The 24,018-nt window shown below is 68.6% G+C and carries 21 protein-coding genes, 1 tRNA gene and 1 pseudogene; 15 read left to right on the forward strand and 8 right to left on the reverse strand.

Annotation, left to right across the window (positions count from 1 at the left end; genetic code table 11):
- The first annotated feature begins 9 nt into the window (after positions 1-9).
- Both ACWPN5_RS18740 and pcaB read left to right on the forward strand, forming a co-directional pair.
- Complete coding sequence (locus ACWPN5_RS18740; protein WP_492296802.1) at positions 10-1,191, forward strand: CaiB/BaiF CoA transferase family protein; 1,182 nt, start codon at positions 10-12, stop codon at positions 1,189-1,191.
- Between the two features lie 43 nt (positions 1,192-1,234).
- Positions 1,235-2,584, forward strand: a complete 1,350-nt coding sequence (gene pcaB, locus ACWPN5_RS18745) for a 3-carboxy-cis,cis-muconate cycloisomerase (RefSeq protein WP_492296804.1) — start codon at positions 1,235-1,237, stop codon at positions 2,582-2,584.
- Positions 2,585-2,922: 338 nt separating this feature from the next.
- On the opposite strand, the gene ACWPN5_RS18750 is transcribed toward pcaB, so the two are convergent.
- Positions 2,923-2,996 (reverse strand) — tRNA-Gln (locus ACWPN5_RS18750).
- A gap of 199 nt (positions 2,997-3,195) precedes the next feature.
- On the opposite strand from ACWPN5_RS18750, the gene ACWPN5_RS18755 reads away from it, so the two are divergent.
- The 3 genes from ACWPN5_RS18755 (at position 3,196) to guaB (ending at position 6,592) form a co-directional block, all read left to right on the forward strand.
- Positions 3,196-4,224, forward strand: a complete 1,029-nt coding sequence (locus tag ACWPN5_RS18755) for a Ppx/GppA phosphatase family protein (RefSeq protein ID WP_145690385.1) — start codon at positions 3,196-3,198, stop codon at positions 4,222-4,224.
- 14 nt (positions 4,225-4,238) lie between these two features.
- A complete protein-coding gene (locus ACWPN5_RS18760; RefSeq protein WP_035676587.1) occupies positions 4,239-4,949 on the forward strand; it encodes an RlmE family RNA methyltransferase in 711 nt (236 codons plus the stop codon).
- A gap of 164 nt (positions 4,950-5,113) precedes the next feature.
- Positions 5,114-6,592 carry an IMP dehydrogenase gene (guaB, locus tag ACWPN5_RS18765; RefSeq protein ID WP_114857453.1) on the forward strand — a complete coding sequence of 493 codons (1,479 nt, stop codon included), beginning with the start codon at positions 5,114-5,116 and terminating at the stop codon, positions 6,590-6,592.
- Between the two features lie 84 nt (positions 6,593-6,676).
- Here the strand turns inward: guaB and ACWPN5_RS18770 are convergent, their stop codons facing one another.
- On the reverse strand, positions 6,677-7,438 hold the full coding sequence (locus tag ACWPN5_RS18770) for a TrmH family RNA methyltransferase (protein ID WP_200476322.1): 762 nt from the start codon (positions 7,436-7,438) through the stop codon (positions 6,677-6,679).
- Positions 7,439-7,759: 321 nt separating this feature from the next.
- On the opposite strand from ACWPN5_RS18770, the gene ACWPN5_RS18775 reads away from it, so the two are divergent.
- Complete coding sequence (locus tag ACWPN5_RS18775; RefSeq protein WP_492296808.1) at positions 7,760-8,008, forward strand: DUF1272 domain-containing protein; 249 nt, start codon at positions 7,760-7,762, stop codon at positions 8,006-8,008.
- Between the two features lie 7 nt (positions 8,009-8,015).
- Here ACWPN5_RS18775 and ACWPN5_RS18780 read toward each other — a convergent pair whose 3' ends face one another.
- On the reverse strand, positions 8,016-8,534 hold the full coding sequence (locus tag ACWPN5_RS18780) for a GNAT family N-acetyltransferase (RefSeq protein ID WP_492296809.1): 519 nt from the start codon (positions 8,532-8,534) through the stop codon (positions 8,016-8,018).
- A gap of 13 nt (positions 8,535-8,547) precedes the next feature.
- The gene (gene mltA, locus ACWPN5_RS18785) at positions 8,548-9,690 is read right to left on the reverse strand and encodes a murein transglycosylase A (RefSeq protein WP_247888562.1); all 1,143 of its coding nucleotides are present in this window, start codon (positions 9,688-9,690) and stop codon (positions 8,548-8,550) included.
- A 301-nt stretch (positions 9,691-9,991) separates the two neighbouring features.
- Between mltA and ACWPN5_RS18790 the strand changes: the two genes are divergently transcribed.
- Complete coding sequence (locus tag ACWPN5_RS18790; RefSeq protein ID WP_492296812.1) at positions 9,992-11,338, forward strand: RsmB/NOP family class I SAM-dependent RNA methyltransferase; 1,347 nt, start codon at positions 9,992-9,994, stop codon at positions 11,336-11,338.
- 49 nt (positions 11,339-11,387) lie between these two features.
- On the opposite strand, the gene ACWPN5_RS18795 is transcribed toward ACWPN5_RS18790, so the two are convergent.
- Positions 11,388-12,614 carry a hypothetical protein gene (locus ACWPN5_RS18795; protein WP_492296813.1) on the reverse strand — a complete coding sequence of 409 codons (1,227 nt, stop codon included), beginning with the start codon at positions 12,612-12,614 and terminating at the stop codon, positions 11,388-11,390.
- 885 nt (positions 12,615-13,499) lie between these two features.
- Between ACWPN5_RS18795 and ACWPN5_RS18800 the strand changes: the two genes are divergently transcribed.
- The 4 genes from ACWPN5_RS18800 (at position 13,500) to guaA (ending at position 17,797) form a co-directional block, all read left to right on the forward strand.
- Positions 13,500-14,333: a calcium-binding protein gene (locus ACWPN5_RS18800; RefSeq protein WP_492296814.1), complete on the forward strand. Its 834-nt coding sequence runs from the start codon at positions 13,500-13,502 to the stop codon at positions 14,331-14,333.
- A gap of 173 nt (positions 14,334-14,506) precedes the next feature.
- The gene (locus ACWPN5_RS18805; RefSeq protein ID WP_492296815.1) at positions 14,507-15,529 is read left to right on the forward strand and encodes a purine-nucleoside phosphorylase; all 1,023 of its coding nucleotides are present in this window, start codon (positions 14,507-14,509) and stop codon (positions 15,527-15,529) included.
- Between the two features lie 124 nt (positions 15,530-15,653).
- Positions 15,654-16,211, forward strand: a complete 558-nt coding sequence (locus ACWPN5_RS18810) for a GNAT family N-acetyltransferase (RefSeq protein ID WP_492296817.1) — start codon at positions 15,654-15,656, stop codon at positions 16,209-16,211.
- Between the two features lie 35 nt (positions 16,212-16,246).
- A complete protein-coding gene (guaA, locus tag ACWPN5_RS18815) occupies positions 16,247-17,797 on the forward strand; it encodes a glutamine-hydrolyzing GMP synthase (RefSeq protein ID WP_145690367.1) in 1,551 nt (516 codons plus the stop codon).
- Between the two features lie 177 nt (positions 17,798-17,974).
- On the opposite strand, the gene ACWPN5_RS18820 is transcribed toward guaA, so the two are convergent.
- The 3 genes and pseudogenes from ACWPN5_RS18820 to erpA all read right to left on the reverse strand — a co-directional run bounded on the left by ACWPN5_RS18820 (position 17,975) and on the right by erpA (position 19,836).
- The gene (locus tag ACWPN5_RS18820) at positions 17,975-18,547 is read right to left on the reverse strand and encodes a hypothetical protein (protein ID WP_145690364.1); all 573 of its coding nucleotides are present in this window, start codon (positions 18,545-18,547) and stop codon (positions 17,975-17,977) included.
- Positions 18,548-18,620: 73 nt separating this feature from the next.
- A pseudogene (locus tag ACWPN5_RS18825) lies at positions 18,621-19,407 on the reverse strand (exodeoxyribonuclease III).
- Between the two features lie 60 nt (positions 19,408-19,467).
- A complete protein-coding gene (gene erpA / locus ACWPN5_RS18830) occupies positions 19,468-19,836 on the reverse strand; it encodes an iron-sulfur cluster insertion protein ErpA (protein WP_040134010.1) in 369 nt (122 codons plus the stop codon).
- A 220-nt stretch (positions 19,837-20,056) separates the two neighbouring features.
- Between erpA and ACWPN5_RS18835 the strand changes: the two genes are divergently transcribed.
- Genes ACWPN5_RS18835 through ACWPN5_RS18850 form a run of 4 tightly spaced genes read left to right on the forward strand, consistent with a single transcriptional unit; the run spans position 20,057 to position 24,003 of the window.
- Positions 20,057-21,256 (forward strand): deoxyguanosinetriphosphate triphosphohydrolase, encoded by a 1,200-nt coding sequence (locus tag ACWPN5_RS18835; RefSeq protein ID WP_492296819.1) that lies wholly within the window; start codon positions 20,057-20,059, stop codon positions 21,254-21,256.
- A gap of 31 nt (positions 21,257-21,287) precedes the next feature.
- A complete protein-coding gene (gene argS, locus ACWPN5_RS18840) occupies positions 21,288-23,048 on the forward strand; it encodes an arginine--tRNA ligase (protein WP_492296820.1) in 1,761 nt (586 codons plus the stop codon).
- Positions 23,045-23,827 (forward strand): SPOR domain-containing protein, encoded by a 783-nt coding sequence (locus tag ACWPN5_RS18845; RefSeq protein ID WP_492296822.1) that lies wholly within the window; start codon positions 23,045-23,047, stop codon positions 23,825-23,827. The genes argS and ACWPN5_RS18845 overlap by 4 nt, the downstream gene beginning before the upstream one ends.
- Positions 23,785-24,003, forward strand: coding sequence for an SPOR domain-containing protein (locus ACWPN5_RS18850; protein WP_236778297.1), 219 nt, complete (start codon positions 23,785-23,787; stop codon positions 24,001-24,003). Before ACWPN5_RS18845 ends, ACWPN5_RS18850 begins: the two co-directional genes overlap by 43 nt.
- Positions 24,004-24,018 lie beyond the last annotated feature (15 nt).

The raw sequence follows: 24,018 nt of genomic DNA on the forward strand, positions 1-24,018 counted from the left end.
ACACCCCCTATGAAACCGTTGTCCGGCATCACCGTCGTCACCCTGGAACACGCCATCGCCGCCCCCTTCGCGACGCGCCAGCTCGCCGACCTCGGCGCCCGCGTCATCAAGGTGGAGCGTCCCGGCGTCGGCGACTTCGCCCGCGGCTACGACGAGCGGGTGCGCGGCGTCGCCTCGCACTTCGTGTGGACCAACCGCTCCAAGGAAAGCCTGACGCTCGACGTCAAGCACCCGGAGGCGCAGGCCATCCTCAAGCGCCTGATCCGCGAGCAGGCCGACGTGGTGGTGCAGAACCTCGCCCCCGGCGCGGCGGCCCGCCTCGGCCTGTCCTACGAGGCGCTGTCCGCTGAAAAGCCGGGAATCATCGTCTGCGACATCTCCGGCTACGGCGACGACGGTCCCTACCGGGACAAGAAGGCCTACGACCTGCTGATCCAGGGCGAGTCCGGCTTCCTGTCGGTGACCGGCACGCCGGAGACGCCGGCCAAGGCCGGCCCGTCCATCGCCGACATCTCCGCCGGCATGTACGCCTACAGCAACATCCTGGCCGCCCTTCTCCAGCGCCAGCAGACGGGGCAGGGCTGCCGCATCGACGTCTCCATGCTGGAATCGCTGGTGGAGTGGATGAGCTACCCGCTCTACTACGCCTTCGACGGCGCGCCGCCGCCGGCCCGCACCGGCGCCAGCCACGCGACCATCTACCCCTACGGCCCGTTTCCGGCCGGCGACGGCAAGACGGTGCTGCTCGGCCTGCAGAACGAGCGCGAATGGGTGGCCTTCTGCGAGACGGTGCTGCAACGCCCCGAACTGGCGCGGGAGGAGCGCTTCTCCAGCAACTCCCGCCGCAACGCGGCGCGCGACGAGTTGCGCGGGATCATCGTGGCGGCCTTCGCCGGCCTGACCGCCGAGCAGGTGGTCGCCCGGCTGGAGCAGGCCGCCATCGCCAACGCCCAGGCCAACGCCATGCAGGACGTCTGGAACCACCCGCAACTGGCGGCCCGCGACCGCTGGCGCACGGTGGAGACCCAGAACGGGCCGGTGCCGGCCCTGCTGCCGCCGGGCATGGCAAGCAACGGGGATGCGCGCATGGACCCGGTGCCGGCGCTCGGCCAGCACACCGACAGCATCCTTACCGAGCTCGGCTACGCGCCCGGCGACATCGCCCGGCTGCGCGACGCGAAGGCGGTCTGAGCCGCGCCGCGAACAGAACGCCATTTCAGGGAGGACCAGCACCATGCCGTCCACGATCATCGACTCCGCCATCTTCGGCGACATCTTCAGCACTCCGGCCATGCGCGCCGTCTGGTCGGACGAGAACCGAACCCGCAAATACCTGGACATCGAGGCCGCACTCGCCCGCGTCCAGGGCCGCCTGGGCATCATCCCGCAGGAGGCCGCCGACGAGATCGTCGCCAACTGCTCGCTCGACAAGATCGACATGGCGACGCTGAAGGCGCAGACGGAGCGCATCGGCTATCCGGTGCTGGGCGTCGTCTCGCAGCTCAACGCGCTGTGCCGCGACCGGCTCGGCGAGTACTGCCACTGGGGCGCCACCACGCAGGACATCACCGACACCGCCACGGTCCTGCAGATGCGCGAGGCGCTGGCCATCGTGGACGAGGATCTCGCGGGCCTGTCGGCGGCCCTGGCGACCCTCGCCAAGCGCCACCGGGACACGCCGATGATCGGCCGCAGCAACCTGCAGCAGGCGGTGCCGGTGACCTTCGGCTACAAGATGGCCGGGCTGCTGTCGGCGGTGGAGCGCCATCGCGAGCGGCTGGCGCAGCTCCGTCCGCGCGTGCTGATGGGCGAGTTCGCCGGAGCGTCCGGCACGCTGGCCTCTCTGGAGCACGGCGCCATGGAGACCCAGGCGGGGCTGATGGAGGAGCTGGGCCTCGCCCAGCCGGTGATCGCCTGGCACACGATCCGCGACACCATTGCCGAGGTGGGCTGTTTCCTGGGTCTGGTCGGCGGCACCCTCGGCAAGCTGTCGATGGACGTGAAGCTGATGATGCAGACGGAGGTCGGCGAGGTTTACGAGCCCTACGCGCACGGCCGCGGGTCGAGCAGCACCATGCCGCAGAAGCGCAACCCGATCTCCAGCTGCTACATCCACGCGGCGATCTCCGTGCTGCGCCAGCACACGGCGGCCCTGCTCGACGCCATGGTGGCCGACCACGAGCGGTCGACCGGCCCGTGGGAGATCGAGTGGATCGTCCTGCCGGAGGCCTTCTGCCTGCTCGCCGGCGCCCTAAAGCAGGCGCGTTCCGTGGTCAGCGGGCTGGAGGTGGACGCCGAGCGGATGCGCGCCAACCTCGACATGACCAACGGGCTGGTGGCCTCCGAGGCGGTGATGATGGGGCTTGGCCGCCACATCGGCCGCGAGTACGCCCACGACCTCGTCTATGATCTCTGCCGCGCTGCGGTGCGGCAGAACCGGCCGCTGCTCGACCTGCTGGCCGAGACGCCGGAGATCAGCGCCTGCCTCAGCCGCGCCGAACTGGCCAAGCTGTGCGACCCGGCCAACTACCTGGGGCAGTCGGGGGTGATGGTCGATCGCGTTCTGGCCCGCATGAAGGCCTGATCGGGCTGTTCCACTCCGGCTGATGTGACCCACGATCGGGGTGTTGGCCGTTCCACCGGCGCGGTGCCCATGGCGAGTGCTCCTCCGGGAGCGCGCCATGGGCACCCTGCGGATAACGCGAGCGGCAGAACGGGGCAGGGAGCCCCTGCGCTTGCCGGTTGATCCAGGGCCGGTTGATCCAAGGGGAGCGGTCCGCCGTCGACCTTTTGATCAGCTTTTATCAAGCCGGCCGGGATGCACGATGCGCGACAGCGTTTCGCGTCACTTTTGCACACGCGTGGCGTCGCGATGTGCGATCTGCCTGCAGGCTTTTAAAATTTGAGATCGTTTGGGGAGGTTGGTTGGGGGACTAGGATTCGAACCTAGGCTGGCGGAGTCAGAGTCCGCTGTCCTACCGCTAGACGATCCCCCAGACCGTCGCCGGGGCGGCGCTGCGGCACGCCCCGTCGTGGGCCGCCCTTTTAGCAAAGCGGACAGGGCTTGTATAGCCCTTTTTTCGGCTCCGGTGCCGGGGTGTGGGCCTGTGGACACAATTCAAGACCAATCGTGGGCTTTCACTGGGACGTGAAACCGGGTTAAGATGACTCCCTTGAGCATGGCGGGGAGGAGACGTGGACCTTCAGGTGCACAGCGAGCGGCAGAACGACACCGGACGGTTGCGTTCGTCGGCGCCTGCGCGCCCGGTCTTTGCGGCCCTCGACCTCGGCACCAACAATTGCCGACTCCTGATCGCCCGGCCAATTCCCGGTGGTTTCCGTGTCATCGACGCCTTCTCGCGGATCGTCCGGCTGGGCGAAGGGCTGACGCGGAACGACCGGCTGTCCGACTCGGCGATGGAACGCACCCTCACGGCCCTGAAGATCTGCGGGTCCAAGATCGAGCGGCGCGGAGTCACCGCGGCGCGCGCCGTGGCGACCGAGGCCTGCCGCCGTGCCCGGAACTGCAGCGAGTTCATCGACGCGGTGGAGCGGGAAACCGGCATCGCCATCGAGATCATCTCCAGCCAGGAGGAAGGGCGCCTTGCGCTCGCCGGTTGCGCGTCCCTGCTCGACCCGAACGTGCCCTATGCGGTGGTGTTCGACATCGGCGGGGGTTCGACCGAGCTGATGTGGCTGGCGGTGGAGCGGGGGCGGCCCCCGCGCATCCTCGACCAGACCTCCATCCAGTGCGGCGTGATCGGGCTGACCGAGCAGTTCGGCGGTGCGGACGCCGACCGCGGCATGTATCGGCGCATGGTGGAGGAGGTGGCGTCGGCCATCGCCTCCTTCGAGGAGCGCAACGGCATCCGCGAGCGGGTCCTGGCCGGGCAGGTGCAGATGCTCGGCACCTCCGGCACGGTGACGACGCTGGCCGGGGTGCATCTCGGCCTCTGCCGCTACGACCGGCGGGCGGTGGACGGCAGCTTTCTGCGCATCGACCACGCCCGCGCGGTCATCGAACGTCTCGTGGCGCTGGACTTCGACGGGCGGGCGCGGCATCCCTGCATCGGACAGGACCGCGCGGATCTGGTGATCGCCGGATGCGCGGTGCTGGACGCGCTGTGCGACTGTTGGCCGGTGGAGCGCCTGCGCATCGCCGACCGCGGCTTGCGCGAGGGCATCCTCGTGGAGCTGATCGGGTCGACGCGGCAAATCTATTAAGGAAATGTGAGACCATGGTTGGAAAGCCTCCGTCCTCCTCGACGCCGGGTGGGCGCCGTGCCACCGTCCGCGTGAAGTCTGCGGCCAAGCGCACCACCTCCTCGGCCCGCTGGCTGGAGCGGCATCTGAACGACCCCTACGTGCACGAGGCGACGAAGCGCGGCTTCCGCTCCCGCGCCGCCTTCAAGCTGCTTCAGCTGGACGAGAAGTTCCATCTCCTGGGGCCGGGCAAGCGCGTGGTCGATCTCGGCGCCGCCCCCGGCGGCTGGACCCAGGTGGCGGTGGACAAGGTGCAGACCGGGCGCGAAGGCTGGAAGGTCGTCGGGCTGGACATCCTGCCCATGGACCCGGTGCCCGGCGCCACCACCATGCAGGCCGACTTCTTGGAGGAAGGCGCCGCCGAGCGTCTGAAGGAGGCGCTGGGCGGCCCCGCCGACGTGGTGCTGAGCGACATGGCCGCCCCGACCATCGGGCACCAGTCCACCGACCATCTGCGCATCATGGCGCTGGCCGAGGCCGCCTACGACTTCGCGGAGGAGGTTCTGGCCCCCGGCGGGGCGTTCGTCGCCAAGCTGTTCCAGGGCGGGGCGGAGAAGTCCCTGCTGGAGCGGCTGAAGCGTGATTTCACCACGGTGCGCCACGCCAAGCCGCCGGCCAGCCGCGCCGAATCCTCCGAAACCTATGTGGTCGCCACCGGTTTCCGTGGGGCCAACATGAACGACTAGGTCCACCTCCGGCTGCGGTCCGTTCGCGCAGGTCATGGCTGGCTTGCGCGGATGAGGCCCGGCACACGACAGTTTGTGGTTCAGGCGCCTTCACAAGCCCACGGTCTTGTGTATAGTGCGCCAAATTTTTTTCCGGCCCCTTTTTATCTCCCGGGAGACCGCCGATGGCCCGCTCGTCCACGATCCGCGAAGCTCTGACCTTCGACGACGTCCTCTTGGTTCCGGCCGAAAGTTCGGTCCTGCCGAACGAGGTGGACACCCGGACGCGCCTGACCAAGACCATCGAACTGGGCATCCCGCTGATGTCCTCCGCGATGGACACCGTGACCGAAAGCAGCCTCGCCATCGCCATGGCCCAGGCCGGCGGCATCGGCGTGGTCCACCGCAACCTGACCATCGAGCAGCAGGCCGAGGAGGTCCGCAAGGTCAAGCGGTACGAGTCCGGCATGGTGGTCAACCCGATCACCATCACGCCGGGCCAGACGCTGGCCGACGCGCTCCAACTCATGGCCGACTACCGCATCTCCGGCATCCCGGTGGTGGAGAGCCGCGATTCCCGCGGCAGCGGCAAGCTGGTCGGCATCCTGACCAACCGCGACGTCCGCTTCGCCACCAACCCGAACCAGCCGGTCAGCGAGCTGATGACCAAGGACGTGGTGTCGGTGCGCGAGGGCGTCAGCCAGGACGAGGCCAAACGCCTGATCCATCAGCACCGCATCGAGAAGCTGCTGGTTGTGGACGAGGCTCACCGCTGCATCGGCCTCATCACGGTCAAGGACATGGAGAAGGCCCAGGCCTACCCCAACGCCTGCAAGGACGCCCAGGGCCGTTTGCGCGTTGCCGCCGCCACCGGCACCGGCTCGGACGGGCTGCGCCGTGCCGAGGCGCTGTTCGACGCCGGCGTCGACGTTCTTGTGGTCGACACCGCCCACGGCCATTCGCTGAAGGTGCTGGACCAAGTACGCGCCGCGCGCAACATGTCCAACTACACCCAGGTGATCGCCGGCAACGTGGCGACCGCCGAGGCGGCGAAGGCGCTGGTCGATGCCGGCGCGGACGCCGTGAAGGTCGGCATCGGCCCCGGCTCCATCTGCACCACCCGCATCGTGGCGGGCGTCGGCGTGCCGCAGCTCACCGCCATCATGGACGTGGTCGAGGCCTGCGAAAAGATGGGCATCCCGGTGATCGCCGACGGCGGCATCAAGTTCTCGGGCGACCTCGCCAAGGCCATCGCGGCGGGCGCCAGCGTGGCGATGCTCGGCAGCCTGTTCGCCGGCACCGACGAGAGCCCCGGCGAGGTCATCCTCTACCAGGGCCGCTCCTACAAGAGCTACCGCGGCATGGGGTCGGTGGGCGCCATGGCCCGCGGCTCGGCCGACCGCTACTTCCAGCAGGAAGTCTCGACCATGAAGCTGGTGCCGGAAGGCGTCGAAGGCCGCGTGCCCTACAAGGGGCCGGTGTCGGCGGTGATCCACCAGCTCGTCGGCGGCCTGCGCGCGGCCATGGGCTACACCGGCAGCCAGTCCATCGCCGAGATGCAGACGAAGTGCGAGTTCGTCCGCATCACCAACGCCGGCCTGCGCGAGAGCCACGTCCACGACATCACCATCACCAACGAGTCGCCGAACTACCGTCAGGGCTGACCGGGCGCTCCTTTGGGGTGAGGGTCGAGAAGGCGAGGGGCGTTCCCCTCGCCTTTTTCATGTCCGGGTTTCAGCGTTTCTCTGTCAGCGGTTGGCGGCGAAGTGGCTGAACAGCGCCACGCTGGCCGCAACGGTGGCGTTGAGGGATTCCACGGCGCCCGTGGTCGGGATGGACAGGCGCTGTACGGGCAGGGCGGCGGGAATGCCCTGGCCCTCCTCGCCCAGCACCAGACGGACGTCGCGCGGCCAGCGGTAGGCCGCCATGTCGGCGCCACCGGCATCCAGGGCGACCAGCGGCCCGGCGGCCCGGTTCACATCCTCCCACCGGCCGCCGCGCAGCAGGGTCAGCTCGAACTGGGCGTTCGATGCGGCGCGCAGGCATTTGGGATGGTAGGGGTGCGCCGCCCCGTCGAGCAGGATCACCCGCCGGGCGCCGAAGGCGGCGGCGCTGCGCAGCAGGGCGCCGAGGTTGTTGGGATCGCCGAGCGCGCAGATCAACTCCAGCCCCTGCGGCGGTTGCGACAGGTCGATCAACGGCGTGTCCGGCACCGTGCCGACGAGCAGGGGAAAGCCGGTGCCGGGAGCATCCAGTGTGCGGAACAGGGCGGGAGCGAGTTGAACGATCTCCAGCCCCGCGGGCAGGCGCCAGCCCTCGGCCTGCGCCGGGTCGGTGACGAGCAGGGTGGAGAAGCGCTCCGGCCAGCGGGCCAGCGCCTCCGGCACCGTCTTCAGCCCCGCGAGCAGGAACTTGCCCTGTTTCTTCAGGCCGCGGCTCTCCAGCAGCGACTCCCACAGCTTGAACTGCGGATTCTGCGGGCTTTCGATCAGGCGCGGCGGGCGGATCATGCGGGACGGGCTTTCCAGGGCGGGCGGTCGTCAACGTTGCTGCGGACCTTAAGGCGCGGGGCGCCGCGTTGGGAAGGGGCATCAAAGGCCTTTGCCTGGGTTGGCCTTGATAGCCCTCTCCCCTCTGGGGAGAGGGTGGCCCGGAGGGCCGGTGAGGGGGTTCCGCATAGCGGAACGTCCGGCAAAAGTGCACCCCCCTCACCCCAAACCCTCTCCCCAGAGGGGAGAGGGAGCTTCGGAGGCGGGGGCTGCGCCACCGCCTGTTCTCCCACCGCCTTCCCGCTGCTATCATCGCGGAACCACGGAAAGGCGATCCCCATCATGCTTGCGCTGCGGCCCAACTGCGAATGCTGCAACCGGGATTTGCCCCCGGACTTCCGCGATGCCTACATCTGCTCCTTCGAATGCACCTTCTGCGGTGACTGCCGGGATGGGGCGCTGAAGGGGCATTGTCCGAACTGCGGCGGCGAACTGGTGCGGCGGCCCGTCCGTCCGGCGGCGAAGCTGGCCAACAACCCGGCGTCCACGCAACGGGTGCTCAAGGCCGACGGTTGTCCGCCCGCTTTCTAAACGGTGCTCAATCCAGGCGCCGGCCGAGGAACAGCAGCGCTCCCCGCTGGGTCGCCGTGGTGAAGCCGGCGCGCTGGTAGAAGCTGACGTTCCGCGCGAACACCCCGGTCACCAGATGCAGGCCGGGCAGGCCATCGGCGCGGCAGTCCTCCGCGAAGCGGTCCACCAGCGCCCGCCCGACCCCGTGATCGCGGAAGCCGGGCCGGACGTTGACGTGGAGATGGGCGGGAAAGGCGGTGAAGCGGTCGGCGAAGACTTGGTATTTCGGGATGATGCGGGCGAGGTCCAGCGCCCCGGCGCTGTCCTTGCAGCCGGTCAGATAGCCGATGACGGCGCCGTCATCGGCCAAGGCGAACCACACGTCGTCCGGCGCCCGCTCCACGTACCAGCCGGTCCAGGTCCGGAGGAAGGCGTCGCGCTCCTCCGCCGAGGCGAAGTCCTTGCGCAGCGTGGACAGGAAGAAGATGTCCTCCAGCGCGGCGAGGGCGGCCTCCCGGTCGGGCAACTCCGGCAATCGTACCAGCATCGGCGACCAGACCTCAGCGGCGTTGCGCCAGCGTGAAGGAGGTGGTGCGCGGCGCCAGCATTGTGTAGCGGCCCTTGGCCTTCATCACGCCGGCGCCCTCCGCGGCCTCCGCCCCGTGGCCCCAGAACAGATCGCCGCGCACCGCCCCCTTGATGGCGCCGCCGGTGTCCTGGGCGACGACGAGACGCTTGATCTCGCCCTGCGGCACCGGCGCCTCGCGCACGTCCAGCCACAGCGGCACGCCGAGCGGGACGTAGCCCGGATCCACGGCGAGGCTGCGGCCCGCCGTCAGTTCCATGTTGCGGGCGCCGCGCGCGCCGACGTCGGGGCGGAGCTGGAAGAAGACGTAGGACGGGTTCAGGTTCATCACCCGCTTGGCCTCGCCGGGATGCTCGGTCAGCCAACGGCGGATCAGCGGCATGGTCACCTGCTCCGGCGTGGCGTAGCCGATGTCGATCAGGTGCCGCCCGATGGGGACGTAGCGGTGGCCGTTCTGCCCGCCATAGCCCAGAGCCACCACCGACCCGTCGGTCATCCGCACGCGGCCCGACCCCTGGATTTCCAGGAAGAAGGCGTCGATGGGGTCGTCCACCCACAGGATCTCAAGCCCCTTGCCCTTCAGCGCGCCGTCGGTGATGCGGGCGCGGCTGGGCAGGCCGCGTTTGGTCCGCTTGGGCGCCTTGTAGAGGGGGACGTTGTAGCGCTCGGTCCGGGTCCAGCTGCCGCGCAGTTCGACCTCGTAGTAGCCGGTGAACAGGCCCTCCTGCCCCTCGGACAGGGCGACGGGAGTGAAGTGATCCTCGAAGAAGCGGCGGGCCGTCTCGGGCTGGGCGTCGGGCAGGCCGCGCAACGCCTCGCAGATCGGGCGCCAGTCCGACGTGGTGCCGGCGGCGGGGTTGGGGCCGAGCGGCTTGCCGGCAGGCTGCGATGCCACCCAACGGCAGGTGCGCTGAAGGGCGGGCAGGGCCTGCGCGTGGTCGTCGTCGATCCAGCCCGGCAGGCCGCGGAAATCCGCGGAGACCTTCTCCATGCCCGGCCGCCAGGACGCTGCGGTGAGGCCGCCGCCCGGTCCCGACCCGGTCGCCGCGTCGCCCGCACAGCCCGCCAGCAGGCCGAACGCAAGAAGGGTGGAGACGCGCGCCAACGCACGCGCCATGACACTGCCGACCGCAGCCGTCATCGCGGACCCCGCACCAGATTTCAAGAAGACGCCGAAGAAGAGGAAGCGCTGGACTTGCCGCCCGCAAGAGAGCCGGCGCAAGAACAACTACCCCTTTTTTGCCTCATTCATGGGATTGCGGTCAACCGCTCTTCGTGCGGATGGTTTCGATCGGGCCGTCTTGTCACAGGGCGCGTGCCCTGGAGCGGCGACTCGAAAGGCTGCCGCGCGTGCGCGGGGGATGACAAGCGCCCCCTGCTCGGGTTATCGAGCAGGGAATCTATCCGAGGACCATCCCATGACCCCCGCCGCCCGCCTTCAGGCGGTCATCGACCTGCTGACCGAGATCGACGAAACCCCGCGCCCCGCCGACGCGGTGATGAGCGCCTATTTCCGCGCCCGCCGCTACATCGGGTCGAAAGACCGCACCGCGGTGGCGCAGACGGCCTACGCGATCCTGCGGCGGCACGCCCGGCTGTGCTGGTGGCTGGAGCGTCAGGGCCATCCGCCAACCCCACGCGCCCGCGCGCTCGCCAACGAGATCCTGGCCGAGGGCAAGGCCGCGGCGACGGTGAAGGCGCTGTTCGGCGCCACCAAGTTCGCCCCGGACCCGCTGGCGCCGGAGGAGGCCAAACTCGCCAACGAGCTGGACACCCACACGCTGGAGCATCCGCAGATGCCGGAGAGCGTGGCCGTGGAATGCCCTCCCTGGGCGGAGGAGCCGATGCGCGCCGCCATGGGCGACCGCTTCGCGGTGGAGATGCGGACGTTGCTGGACTCGGCACCGCTCGACCTGCGCATCAACCCGGTGAAGGCCAACCGCGAGAGCGCGATCAAGGCGCTGGCCCGCGCCCACATCACCGCGGAGCCGACGCAGTGGTCGCCGCTGGGCCTGCGCGTCCAGGGCCGTCCGCCGCTGGGCACCGTGGACGCCTTCAAGGATGGTCTGGTCGAGATCCAGGACGAGGGCTCTCAGCTCGTGGCGATCGCCGTGGCGCCGAAGCCGGGGCAGCAGGTGGTGGATTTCTGCGCCGGGGCCGGCGGCAAGACGCTGGCCATCGCCGCGCTGATGAAGAACAAGGGCCGCGTCGTCGCCTGCGACGTGCTGGCCGGGCGCCTGAAGCGCGCCGCCGAGCGGTTCCGCCGCGCCGGTCTGCACAACATCGAGGCGCACCCGCTGTCCAGCGAGCGCGACCCCTGGGTGAAGCGGCACAAGCGCAAGTTCGACCGCGTTCTGGTCGACGCGCCGTGCAGCGGCACCGGCACCTGGCGCCGCAACCCCGACAGCCGCTGGCGCCAGCTCGGCCCCGGTCTGGCGGAGTTGGTGCCGCTTCAGGCCAACATCCTGGACAGCGCGGCCCGTCTGGTGAAGCCCGGCGGACGGCTGATCTACGCCACCTGCTCCCTGCTGCCGGAAGAGAACGAGAGGCAGGTGGCCGCCTTCCTGGAGACCCATCCCGACTTCACCGTGCTGCCGGTCGCCGAGGTTTGGGCCGAAGAGGAAGCGGGCACCCCGCCCGCCGAAGGGCCGTACCTGCGCCTGACCCCGGCCCGCCACGACACCGATGGCTTCTTCGCCGCCGTGATGGTGCGCAAGGCGGAAGAGGAACCGGCGGAAGCGGCTGACGAAGAAAAGCCCGAGTGACAGGCTGCCGCGCGGCGTCGGCCACGGTGTGGCAAGGCGCCCGTGGGGGCTACCGGTAATCGAAAGCCCCCTCGCCGATCAGGCGACGGACGGTGTCGCCGAAGGCGCCGAACGGATTCAGGCTGATGCCAAGATCGGCGATCCTCTTCGCCGAATCGTCGCCTCCCTCCTCAATGGCGAGGAAATAGGCGTTGGCCTGAGCGTCCCTGCCGGTTGCCGGGGAGGATGAAGACGATGGCTTGTCGACGCGGATCGGGGAGTTGTCCGGCTGCGTCGGCCTGTCCGACCGGCGCTGGCCGCGCTCAAGGAGTGGCGCTCCGCCGAGCGCGCGATTAGCGGCTTCCGAATCAAGATCGACGGCGGCAACATCGACCCCGGACTGAGCGAAGCCGACGCGTTTCAAACGTGTCGTCAAACCCTTCGCCACGTCGTCGCTGGTCAGGCCGCCAATGCGCACGGCGTCATCCAGTTTTCGGCGATCATCCTCGGTCAGCGCCTCCTTGAACATGGTGAGGGCATTGCCTTTGAGCGCTTCGGCCAGTTTGAGCGTGAGGCCGGAGTCCGAGGGTTTGTCCGTGACGGCTTGATTGTCCAGGCCGGGCGGCGGCGCGGGCGCGTCGGATTTGCGCCCGACGCCGGGAATGTCCACGGTTTCCGCGAATTTCTGGAACGCGTTGCCGAAGACGGTCCGGTCGAAGCCGAGTTCCTGAAGCTTCTGCTCGGCGGCTTCGCCGGCCGGCGCGTACAGATCCGTGAAGCCGGCGTCCTCCCCCATGGAGGCCAGCGCGGACTTGAAGCCCTGAAAGTTTTTCGTGAATCCACTGGCGTCGCTCAGAATGGCCGTCTGGTCGGTCGGCTTTCCATAGGCGCCACGGGTCGCCGCGATCTCGCCTTTGAACGCGTCCTGGACCGGCTTCAGGCGTTCGTTCATCTCGTCCATCGAGATGTCGCCGCGCTGCTGGGCTTCCTGAATCTCCTGGGTTTTGCGCCCGACCTCGGACAACGCGCCGGACATCCGGCTGCCATAGGCCTGCAGTTTCTGCCAAGCGGCCTCCGAGTCGGCGAGCCGCTGCTTGTCCTCCTCGTCACGGGGGCGTTCCGCGACGTAGCGGTTGAAGGTCGCCTTGGTCGCCAGCGATTTCAGCCCGGTCACCGCGTCTTCGGCGCTGATCTTGCCGGAACTGACGAGCCCTTCCAGCATGCCGCGCGCCTTGGCATCGAGCTGCTTGAACGCGTCGGCGGCGGCCCCGCCCAACGCCTGCCCGAGCTTGCTCACGGACACCGCGTCCGTCTTTCCGCTGCTTCCCGCGCTCAAGGGTTGAAGCCCGAAGGAGCCGTTCCCGGACGGCACAGGTTTCCAGTATCCGACGGCGGACGAGGAAAGAGAGGAAATGTTTGAACTCCCGACCATGGGTTTTCTCCCTGCCTGTCGGTGACGATCAATCCGTTGATTTCAATGAAGCAATAAATGCCTAAAACCATATTAATGATCGTTAGGTTTCTAAGTATAAATCCGAAGCAAAGGGGAACTTGTTAGTTCATTAGGTAATTTTATCTCGTGATTCTTGTCTTGAACGATGGGGCGTGTGGCGGCTTCCCGGCCTGTATGGCTTCCCGTTCTCTTCCAGACGGCACCCATGAAAAGGCTGTCGCAGGACTTGGGCGCGATCAGAGCGGTGAGGCGATTGGCGGCGGAAGGAAAGCCGCCGACACCGATCTCGGGCGGAACGCAAGCCGGCTTGCCCTGCCCACCATCGCCGCATGATCGTGCGACACTGCCTTTGCGCTAACGGCTCATTCTCTTTGCACCATTGGACGACCGGCTTCGGCGGCTGGAAAGGCGCCGGGAACCTGGGTTGTCGGTCACGCCAATCTTGAAATCATTATTCCTATGGAAAGGCCGCCCTTTTTGCTGCGATAACCCCTTTGGTTGCGCTTTATCGGCAGAGCGCATACTGTGATATGTATCGCAAAGGAATGGGCGTCAATGGCAAGAAATCCGTACTGGAGTGACAACCTCGCGACCCAGGTGCGTCGGCTTGAGGCGTGGCAGCATCCTGACGCCCATGTGTCATTTGCGAAAAGCAGCTCAACATTCTATGAAAATGACGGCGGCGCCAGAGGCTCCTTCACATCGACCGAAACGCTGGATTTCGTGACGGTGAACCTCTCGACGAACGCCGAATACACGTTTGTGGGGGTCGGGACTTATCAGGTATCCATCAACCTGTACGACTCCGGCGGGTATCTTCTCCTGACGGTGGACGGGGACGACATCGGCTACCGCGATCCCTACCGCGCCGACTCCATCGTCCAATTCCGCCCGGACGCCCCGGGCACCTATTATCTGAGCATCTCCAACTCGTACACGGCCGGCTCCGGCGATTGGGGGCTCGGAGTCGCCGAGGATATCGGTGGCGATGAGAAGAACAGCGGCCCGGCGGCCCCCAGCGTTTCGGTGACCATGAAGCGCACCGTGGGCGGCGCCACCGAGGACGTGAGGGCGGCCGCCTATGACGGGCCGGTTCCCGGTCTGCAATGGACCTTCCTGGGTGACGCCCGCAACGAGGTGCTGGGCGGGTCCGACGGCAACGACTTCATCAACCTGCTGGGCGGAGACGACGCGGCGACGGGCGGCGCCGGCGACGACGTGCTGGACGGCGGATCGGGGTCCAACTGGTTGGTCGGCGGGGCCGGCAAGGACACCTTCTTCGTCGATGGCCGCGGGGGTGTAACGACCTGGTCCACGGTCACCGATCTGGAACGTGGCGAGTTGTCCACCCTGTGGGGCTACAAGGAGGGTGTCTCCAAGCTGTCCTGGGAGGAGATTGGCGGTGCCAGCGGCTACAACGGTGCCACCGTCCACTGCGACATCGATGGCAACGGCACGATCGACGCCAGCATGACCTTCAGCGGAAAAACCGTCGGGGCGATGACGTTCTCGACCGGCACCACCGCCGATGCCAACAGCTACGTCGCCTTCTTCCAGGCCTGAGGCGACCGGCGGGCTTCGCTGTGGCGGCCCCGTTCCCTGCCGCCGACATGATGCGGGTCCGGATCGCCGCCGCCACTCATGCGGGGACACACGGAGGGGCCTGCTGATTTGTAGCGGGTCATAGCGTGAGGTTTGCGGTTAGGGTGCGACCTTTCCCCGCATGTTGGAGCGCAATGATGTGGAACACGTCCCGCTGGCGGAGCGCCGCCCTGTCCGCCCTTTTCCTGTTGGGGCTGGGCACTTCCGCCGAGGCGGCTGAGCCGGTCAAGGTCAAGGTGTTCGTCGGCGCCATGTTCGAGATCGGCAAGAACACCGGCGACCGCGCCGGAGAGTTCCAGAACTGGTACGAGCGCTACTGGCAGTCCGCCGAGCCGATCGCCGTGAAGGGCGCGCTGAACCCCGTCTACTGCAACGCCGACGGCGTCTGCGGCGCGGTCCTGGGGATGGGCAAGGTCAGCTCCTCCGCGTCCATGCAGGCGATCCTGCTGAACCCGCAGCTCGACCTGTCGCAGGCCTATTTCATCATCTCCGGCGTGGCCGGCACGCCGCCGTCGCGCGGCACCATCGCCGAGGTCAACTGGGCGACTTGGTTGGTGGATTACGATCTGGGCCACCGCTGGGCACCGGAGGAGGGCAAGCCGGGCGAGCCGACCTTCATGCCGCGCAAGGGCTACGAGTTCGTCCGCCTGTTCCAGATGAACCCGACGCTGGTGTCCTGGGCGATGAAGCTGACCGGTGATACGCCGCTGAAGGATTCCGACAGCGCCCGTGCCTACCGCCAGCGCTACCCGCAGGATGCCGCCCGGCGCGCGCCCTTCGTCGGCACCGGCACGCACATGACCGGCGACACCTTCTTCCACGGCCCCGGCATGTCCGAGCAGGCGCAGTACATCGCGAAGCTCTATGGCGCCGACGATTACGTCATCACCGAGATGGAGGCCGCGGCGATCACGCTGGTCATCAAGCGGACGCTGGGCTCCGACCGGGTGATGAGCTTGCGTGGCGCGGTCAACTTCGACCAGGGCAACCCCAAGGAAACCACGCTGGAGCATCTCGATCCGAAGCCGGGCGAGACCGCCGGCGGCTTCGCCGAGACGGTGGAGAACGTGGCGGTGGTCGGTGCGCGCATGACCGACCACATCGTGTCCCACTGGGACCAGTGGCAGGCGGGCGTTCCGGCCCTTCCGGCCCAGTAACCCGAAGGCCGGCGGTGCGGCGGCCGTCCACCGTCGCTCCGTTCCGGCCCATTTGGCTGACTGGACATCCTCCAGCCCGGCTCCCAGTTTCCAATGGGGTGGGAAACGGGTCCGGAGATGTCCCATGGATGAAGCGCTGGTGATTTGCGACGCGCGGCCGTCGGACGCGGTGGGCATCGCCAAGGTCCATGTCGCCACGTGGCAATCCACCTATCCGGGGCTCGTCCCCGATGCCTACCTCGTCAACCTGTCGGAAGCCGCCGCGGCGATGCGCTGGCACAACGCCGTCCAGGCGCACGGGCCGGGGCAGGGCGCCCTGGTCGCGGTGGGCGGCGCGGACTCGGTGGTGGGATTCGCCACCTACGGCGGGCGCCGCATTCCCGTTGAGGGGTACGAGGGGGAATTCTACGCCCTCTACCTGCTGGACGAGGCGCAGGGGCGGGGGCATGGCCGCCGCCTGATGGCGACGATGGCGGAGCGGCTTCAGGAGGGCGGCAAGCGCACCGCCGTGGTCTGGTGCCTGCGCGAGAATCCGGCCCGCTGGTTCTACGAGCGGCTGGGCGGTGTCCGCGTGGCGGAGCGGCCGATCCGCTTCGCCGGGAAGGAACTGGTGGAGATCGCCTATGGCTGGCGCGACCTCGCGCCGCTTGCACGCTTGTCCACGGGCCCCGAAATGCGGTAGTCAGGGGCTTGTCCCCCCGCATCAGGTTGTCGTCCATGTCCGCCGAGCGCGTTCTCATCCTCGATTTCGGGTCGCAGGTGACCCAGCTCATCGCCCGCCGCGTCCGCGAAGCCGGCGTCTATTGCGAAATCCATCCGTTCAGCATGAGCGAGGAGCGGATTCGCGAGTACGCGCCGAAGGCGATCATCCTGTCGGGCAGCCCGGCCTCCGTCACCGAAGAGAACGGCCCGCGCGCGCCGGAGCTGGTCTTCACGCTGGGCGTTCCGGTCCTGGGCATCTGCTACGGCCAGCAGACGATGTGCCACCAGCTCGGCGGCACCGTGTCGGGCTCCGACCACCGCGAGTTCGGCCGCGCCTTCATCGAGGTGAAGCAGACCTGCGCCCTGTTCGACGGGCTGTGGGCGGTCGGCTCGCGCGAGCAGGTGTGGATGAGCCACGGCGACCGCGTCACCGCCCTGCCGGACGGCTTCCAGGCGGTGGCGGTCAGCGACGGCGCGCCCTTCGCCGCCATCGCCGACGACGCCCGCCAGTTCTACGGCGTGCAGTTCCACCCGGAGGTCGTGCACACCCCGCACGGCGCGCAGCTCCTGTCGAACTTCGTGCACCGCGTCGCCGGGCTGAAGGGCGACTGGACCATGGCCGCCTTCAAGCAGCAGGCCATCGAGAAGATCCGCGCCCAGGTCGGCACCGGCAAGGTGATCTGCGGCCTGTCGGGCGGCGTCGATTCCTCGGTGGCCGCCGTGCTGATCCATGAGGCCATCGGCGACCAGCTCACCTGCATCTTCGTCGACACCGGCCTGATGCGCGCCGGCGAGGCGGAGGAGGTGGTGACGCTGTTCCGCGACCACTACAACATCCCGCTGGTCCACCGGAACGCGTCCGAGCTGTTCCTGGGCAAGCTGGCCGGCGTCACCGACCCGGAGCAGAAGCGCAAGATCATCGGCGGCCTGTTCATCGAGGTGTTCGACGAGGAGAGCGCCAAGGTCGGCGGCGCGCAGTTCCTGGCCCAGGGCACGCTGTACCCCGACGTGATCGAGAGCGTGTCCTTCACCGGCGGCCCCTCGGTCACCATCAAGTCGCACCACAACGTCGGCGGCCTGCCGGAGCGCATGAAGCTGAAGCTGGTGGAGCCGCTGCGCGAGCTGTTCAAGGACGAGGTCCGGGCGCTCGGCCGCGAACTCGGCCTGCCGGCCGCCTTCATCGGGCGCCACCCGTTCCCCGGCCCCGGCCTCGCCATCCGCGTCCCCGGCGAGATCACCCCGGAGAAGCTGGACATCCTGCGCAAGGCCGACACGGTCTATCTGGAGGAGATCCGCAACGCCGGCCTCTACGACGCGATCTGGCAGGCCTTCGCGGTGCTGCTGCCGGTGCGCACCGTGGGCGTGATGGGCGACGGGCGCACCTACGACCATGTGCTGGCCCTGCGCGCGGTGACCTCCACCGACGGCATGACCGCCGACTGGTACCCGTTCCCGCACGACTTCCTGGCCCGCGTGTCGAACCGCATCGTCAACGAGGTGCGCGGCGTCAACCGCGTCGTCTACGACATCACCTCGAAGCCGCCCGGCACGATCGAGTGGGAGTGACGCTCAAGGTTTCGGCGGCGCGGCAGCCGGTTCGGTTGCCGCCCGGATAGGGCTGGGGCACATCCGCTGTGGGGAGGTCCGTGGGGACACCCCCGCGGCGGAGACGCCGGAAGGAGCGGGCTCGATCACCAAGCCGTGGTCCGGGGCCCTTGGGCGCGGCCGTCCCACGCGGGTGCGTCACATCCGGATCGGGCGGCCGAGATTCGACAGCCGCTTCGTCGGCTTCGGCGGTGTCGGGGAATCCGAGAAATCGGGCAGGCTCGGCGCGCGGCTGATGACCTTGCGGATCATGACGCCGGTCGCCTCCAAGTCCTCAATCACCGTGGCCGACACGCGGCCGGCGTAATGCGGGCGGTCCAGCTTGCCGCGCATCTCTTCGATGATCCTCAATTCCGGCTCGAACAGCTCGCGCGCACCGATGGGAAGCGCCTGATCGTCCCGCATGCGTTCGAAGTAATTCCGCGTGGCGCGGGCCAGCAGGCCGGTCAGCAGCAGGTCGATCCGCTCGAACTCCGTGCGCAGGTCGGCCAGCTTGGCCGTGTTGACGGTGGTCAGGCGCTCTTCCGTCAGGGCGACGAGGGCACGCACCTCCTCCACCTTGCGGCGGAAGCCGAGGAAGGAGGAGAAACGGTCCTCCTCAATGTCGCGCTGCGCGCGCGCTCCCAAGGCGATGGCTTCGCCGGCCTGCTGCTCGATGGCCGTCAGCAGTTCTTCGATCGCTCTGCGGCCGCTGTCCTGTCCCCAGACCATCGTCTTGCCGCCTCTCCCTGCGGGTGGACGCTCGCTCGGTTTCCGAGTCGGTCTTGAGGATGCGTGAAAAAATTTAAGAAATGTCTGACCCGTCGCGCAGATCGAGCAGGACGGGCGTGTGGTCGGACGCTTTTTCGGCGCCGCGCGGGCGGCGGTCGATGCGGCACTCCACCAGACGGTCGGCGGCCTGCGGGGACAGCAGGAAGTGATCGATGCGCAACCCGAGATCGCGCGGCCAGCAACCCGCCTGATAGTCCCAGAAGGTGTAGGCGTGGTCGTCGTCGTGCAGGGCGCGGTAGGCCTCGGTCAGCCCCAGATTTCAGCAGGGCGCGGAATTTCGCCCGCGATTCCGGCTGGAACAGGGCGTCGCCGGCGAAGGCCACCGGATCGAAGACGTCGCGCGGTTCCGGAATGATGTTGTAGTCGCCGCCCAGGACGAAGGGGATCTCCTGAGCCAGCAGGCCGCGGGCATGGGCATGCAGCCGGTCCATCCAGCGGAGCTTGTAGGCGAACTTCTCCGTCCCGAGCGGGTTGCCGTTGGGCAGGTAGAGCGAGGCGATGCGCACGCCGGCCACCGTGGCCTCGACGTAGCGGGCCTGCTCGTCCTCCGGCTCGCCGGGCAGGCGGGTCAGCACATCCTCGTGCGGCGCCTTGGAGAGGAACGCCACGCCGTTGTAGGACTTCTGCCCCACCGGCGTGACGTGATAGCCCAACTCCTCGAAGGCGGCGCGGGGGAAGGCCGCGGTCTCGCATTTGATCTCCTGGAGAAGCGCGACGTCCGGGGACTCCGCGCGCAGCCAGTCGGTGATCAGCGGAAGGCGGGCCTTCGCCGAATTGACGTTCCAGGTGGCGATCTTCACGTCGTGTTCTTCTTGTTCGGCAAAGGCCAGGAGGGAAAGGCCAAGGGGTAAAAGGTCCCGTCAGGCGGCGAAGGAGTTGCCGCAGCCGCAGGATGCCGTGGCGTTCGGATTCTTGATCTGGAAGGCGGCCCCCATCAGGTCCTCGACATAATCGAGGGTGGAGCCGGCCAGCAGGTCCAGCGAGACGTCGTCGGTGACCACCTTCACGCCGTTCTTCTCAAACACATGGTCGTCCTCGTTCGCCGTGGCGTCGAAGGCGAAGCCGTACTGGAAGCCGGAGCAGCCGCCGCCCGACACGGTCAGGCGCAGCATCAGGGCCGGATCGCCCTCGTGCTCGATCAGGAAGGCGACGCGCTTGGCGGCGCTGTCGGACACGGTCAGAACGCGCGCACCCTCTTGCGCGGTGGCGGGAAGGGCGGTGTCGGGCATGGGACGGACCTCGGTGTTTCGCGGGCGGGGTTTCGCGGGACAGACGACACGATGACGAATGTAAGGGTGTGTCCGCCTTTCGTCAAAGGCATGTCCGGCGAACTCATGCCTGACCTGCGGTTCGCCTGCGCCCGAATGCCTGCAAGCGGCTGCCGGATGTCTCGGCCGGTCTCCGCCTTCGCCGTTGCACAGTGCGGTTTGCGTCGGTAGTGTCCGCGCCATGACGGCGGACTTCTTCCAGGATCGCCCGGCGCCCTATGGCTGCGACCCCGCACAGACGCGCGGCCGGCTGTTCCCGGAGCCGGAAAGCCCGACGCGCTCGTGCTACCAGCGCGACCGCGACCGCATCGTGCATTCCGGTGCCTTCCGCAAGCTGAAGTACAAGACGCAGGTCTTCGTCTATCACGAGGGCGACTATTTCCGCACCCGCCTGACCCACAGCCTGGAGGTGGCGCAGATCGCCCGCTCGATCAGCCGCGCGCTCGGGCTGAACGAGGATCTGGCGGAGGCGGTGGCGCTCGCCCACGATCTCGGCCACACCCCCTTCGGCCATGCCGGCGAGGACGCGCTCGACGCCTGCATGGCGCCCTACGGTGGTTTCGCCCACAACGACCAGACGCTGCGCATCCTGACGATGCTGGAGCGCCGCTACGCCGACTTCGACGGGCTGAACCTGACCTGGGAAGCGCTGGAGGGCGTGGTCAAGCACAACGGCCCGCTGCTGCCTCTGCGTGATGGTGGAGCGCTGCCGACGACGCTGGCCGCCTTCCAGGAGCGCTGGGATCTGGAGCTTCGCACCAACCCGGGCGCCGAGGCGCAGGTGGCGGCCCTGGCCGACGACATCGCCTACAACAACCACGACATCGACGACGGGCTGCGCGCCGGCCTGTTCACGGTGGACGAGGTGGCGGAACTGCCGCTGGTCGGCCCGGTGGTGCGGCAGGTCTGCGACCGCTATCCGGGGCTGGAGCGCTCCCGCCTGATCCACGAGACGATCCGGCGGATGATCAACAACATGATCGTCGACCTGCTGGCCGAGACGCGGGAGCGGCTGGACCGCCATCGCCCCGGCAGCGCCGCCGAGCTGCGCGCCCTCCCGGAGCCGGTCGTCAGCTTCTCCCCCGCGATGTTCGAGGCGCAGCGGCCCTTGCGCGCCTTCCTGAAACAGCGCATGTACCGCCATTACCGGGTGAACCGGGAAATGAGCAAGTGCAAGCGGGTGGTCACCGCCCTGTTCGACCTGTTCCTGGCCGAGCCGAACACCCTGCCGACACAGTGGCAGGAGGAGATCGCCAAACAGGGCGGGCACGGCGATCGGACGGTGCTGGCGCGGCTGGTCGCCGACTACATCGCCGGAATGACCGACCGCTACGCGCTCGCCGAATACGCCCGCCTGTTCGACATGGACGCCAAGACCTAAACGGCCCAGACCTAAAGCAAGAATTGAACCGATGAACATCTTCAAGGTCTTCGAGAACGACATCCGCAAGCTGCTGGACGAGCTGGCCGCCGAGGGCCAGATCCCGGCGGGGCTGGACACCGCGCGCCTGACGGTGGAGCCGCCGCGCGAGGCGGCGCACGGCGACCTGTCGACCAACGCGGCGATGATCCTGGCCAAGCCGGCGGGCAAGCCGCCCCGCGCGCTGGCCGAGCTGCTGGTGGCGAAGCTGAAGACCCGCCCCGACGTGGCGAGCGCCGAGATCGCCGGTCCGGGCTTCGTGAACCTGCGCCTGACGGCCGACGTCTGGCGCGACCGCATCCGCGACGTGCTGACCGCCGGCACCGCCTATGGCGAGAGCACGCTGGGCGGCAAGCGTCCGGTCAACGTCGAGTATGTGTCGGCCAACCCCACCGGCCCGCTGCACGCGGCCCACGGCCGCGGCGCCGTGTTCGGCGACGCGCTGGCGGCGCTGCTGGAGAAGGCCGGCTACGCCGTCGCCCGTGAATATTACATCAACGACGCCGGCGCCCAGGTCGACGTGCTGGGCCGCTCCACCTTCCTGCGCTACCGCGAGGCGCTGGGCGAGGACATCGGCGAGATCCCGGCGGGCCTCTATCCCGGCGAGTATCTGAAGGAGGTCGGGCAGGCCCTGGCCGAGCGCGACGGCAACACGTGGGTCGGGGCGGACGAGGCCGACTGGCTGCCGGCCTGCCGCGACTTCGCCATCGCCACGATCATGGAATGGATCAAGGAGGACCTCGGCGTCCTCGGCGTCCGCATGGACGTCTACAGCTCCGAACGCGCGCTCGTGAAGGCCGGGGCGGTGGACACGGCGCTGAAGGCGCTGGAGGACCGCGGCCTGATCTATGTCGGCGTGCTGGAGCCGCCGAAGGGCAAGAAGCCCGACGACTGGGAGCCGCGCCCGCAGACTCTGTTCAAGTCCACCGACTTCGGCGACGACGTCGACCGCCCGCTGAAGAAGTCGGACGGGTCCTTCACCTATTTCTCCAACGACATCGCCTACCACTACGACAAGCACCGCCGCGGCTTCGACCTGCAGATCGACGTGTGGGGCGCCGACCATGGCGGCTACGTCAAGCGCATGCAGGCGGCGACCATGGCGATCACCGAGGGCAAGGCGTCGCTGGACGTGAAGCTCTGCCAGCTCGTCCATCTGATGAAGAACGGCGAGCCGGTGAAGATGTCCAAGCGCGCGGGCACCTTCGTGACGCTGCGCGACGTGATCGAGGAGGTCGGCCGCGACGTCGTCCGCTTCATCATGCTGACCCGCCGCAACGACCAGACGCTGGACTTCGATTTCGCCAAGGTGGTCGAGCAGTCGAAGGACAACCCGGTCTTCTACGTGCAGTACGCCCACGCCCGCTGCCGCTCGGTCCTGCGCCACGCCGCGACGGCGCTGCCGGGGGCCGACCTGTCGCTGGCGGCGCTGGCCGCCAAGGCCAACCTCGCCCGCCTCGACAGCGAGGAGGAGATGGCGCTGGCCAAGCGCATGGCGACCTGGCCGCGCCTGGTCGAATCCGCCGCCGAGGCGCACGAGCCGCACCGCGTGGCCTTCTACCTCTACGATCTCGCCAGCGACTTCCACGCCCTGTGGAACAAGGGCCGCGACGACACCAGCCTGCGCTTCCTGATCGAGGGTGACGAGGAGGTGACGGTGGCCCGTCTGGCGCTGATCAGCGCGGTCGCCACGGTGATCGCTTCCGGTCTCGCCGTGATGGGCGTGGAGCCGGTGGAGGAATTGCGGTCATGAGGTATGAGGGCGATGTCAACCACGCCAGCGATCCCTACGGCACGCCGCCGCAGCGGGGAGGTCGGCGCGGTCTGCTCGGCCTCGGTCTGGCGGTGGTCGGCATCGTGGCATTCGCCGGCGCGATCGTCGTGGTCTATGGCGGCAAGGGGCAGAGCACGCAGGACGGCGGTCCGCCGCTGCTGATGGCCGACAGTGCGCCGACCAAGGCCCGCCCGGAGCAGCCCGGCGGCATGGAAGTGCCGCACCAGGACAAGCTGGTCTACGAGCGGCTGAACGACCGCGGATCGAAGTCGCAGATCGAGCGCCTGCTGCCGCCGCCGGAGGAGCCGCTGCCGCGGCCGGTCGTGGCGCCGCAGGTGCCGCCGTCGCCGACCCTGCCGGAGGCGCCCGCGGTGGCCCAGTTGCCGCCGCCCCCGCCGGGCTCCACCACCACGGTGCCGCGCCAGGACGGGGAGGGGGCACCACCGCCCGCCGCCGCTCCGGCCCCGCCGCCCGCCGTGGCCGCCCTTCCGGCGCCGGTGCCGGCGGCTCCGGCGCCCAAGCCGCAGCCCGCACCGCCTGCTGCCAAGCCGGCGCCCGCTCCCCCGCAGGCCCAGACGCCGCCCCCTCCGCCCGCCGCGGCGCCCAAGCCGCAGCCCGCGCCGCCGGTGGCCGCCGCCCCGGCTCCGCAGCCGGCACCCGCCCCGGCACCCGCCAAGGCATCGGGTGGGGGAACTGGCGAGTCCAGCTCGCCGCGGTGCGCAGCGAGGCCGAGGCCTCGACGGAATGGAAGCGCCTGACCAGCCGCTACGGAGCGGCGCTCGGCGGGCTGTCCATGCAGGTCGCCAAGGCCGATCTGGGCGAGAAGGGCATCTTCTACCGCATCCAGGGCGTCGGCCTCGACGAGGAGCGCGCCAAGTCGGTCTGCGCCCAGCTCAAGTCCCAGAATGTGGGGTGTGTGGTTGTCCGTCCCTGATCCGGCTTTGCCGAA

The organism is Azospirillum sp. UENF 211521 (genome assembly GCF_058780535.1).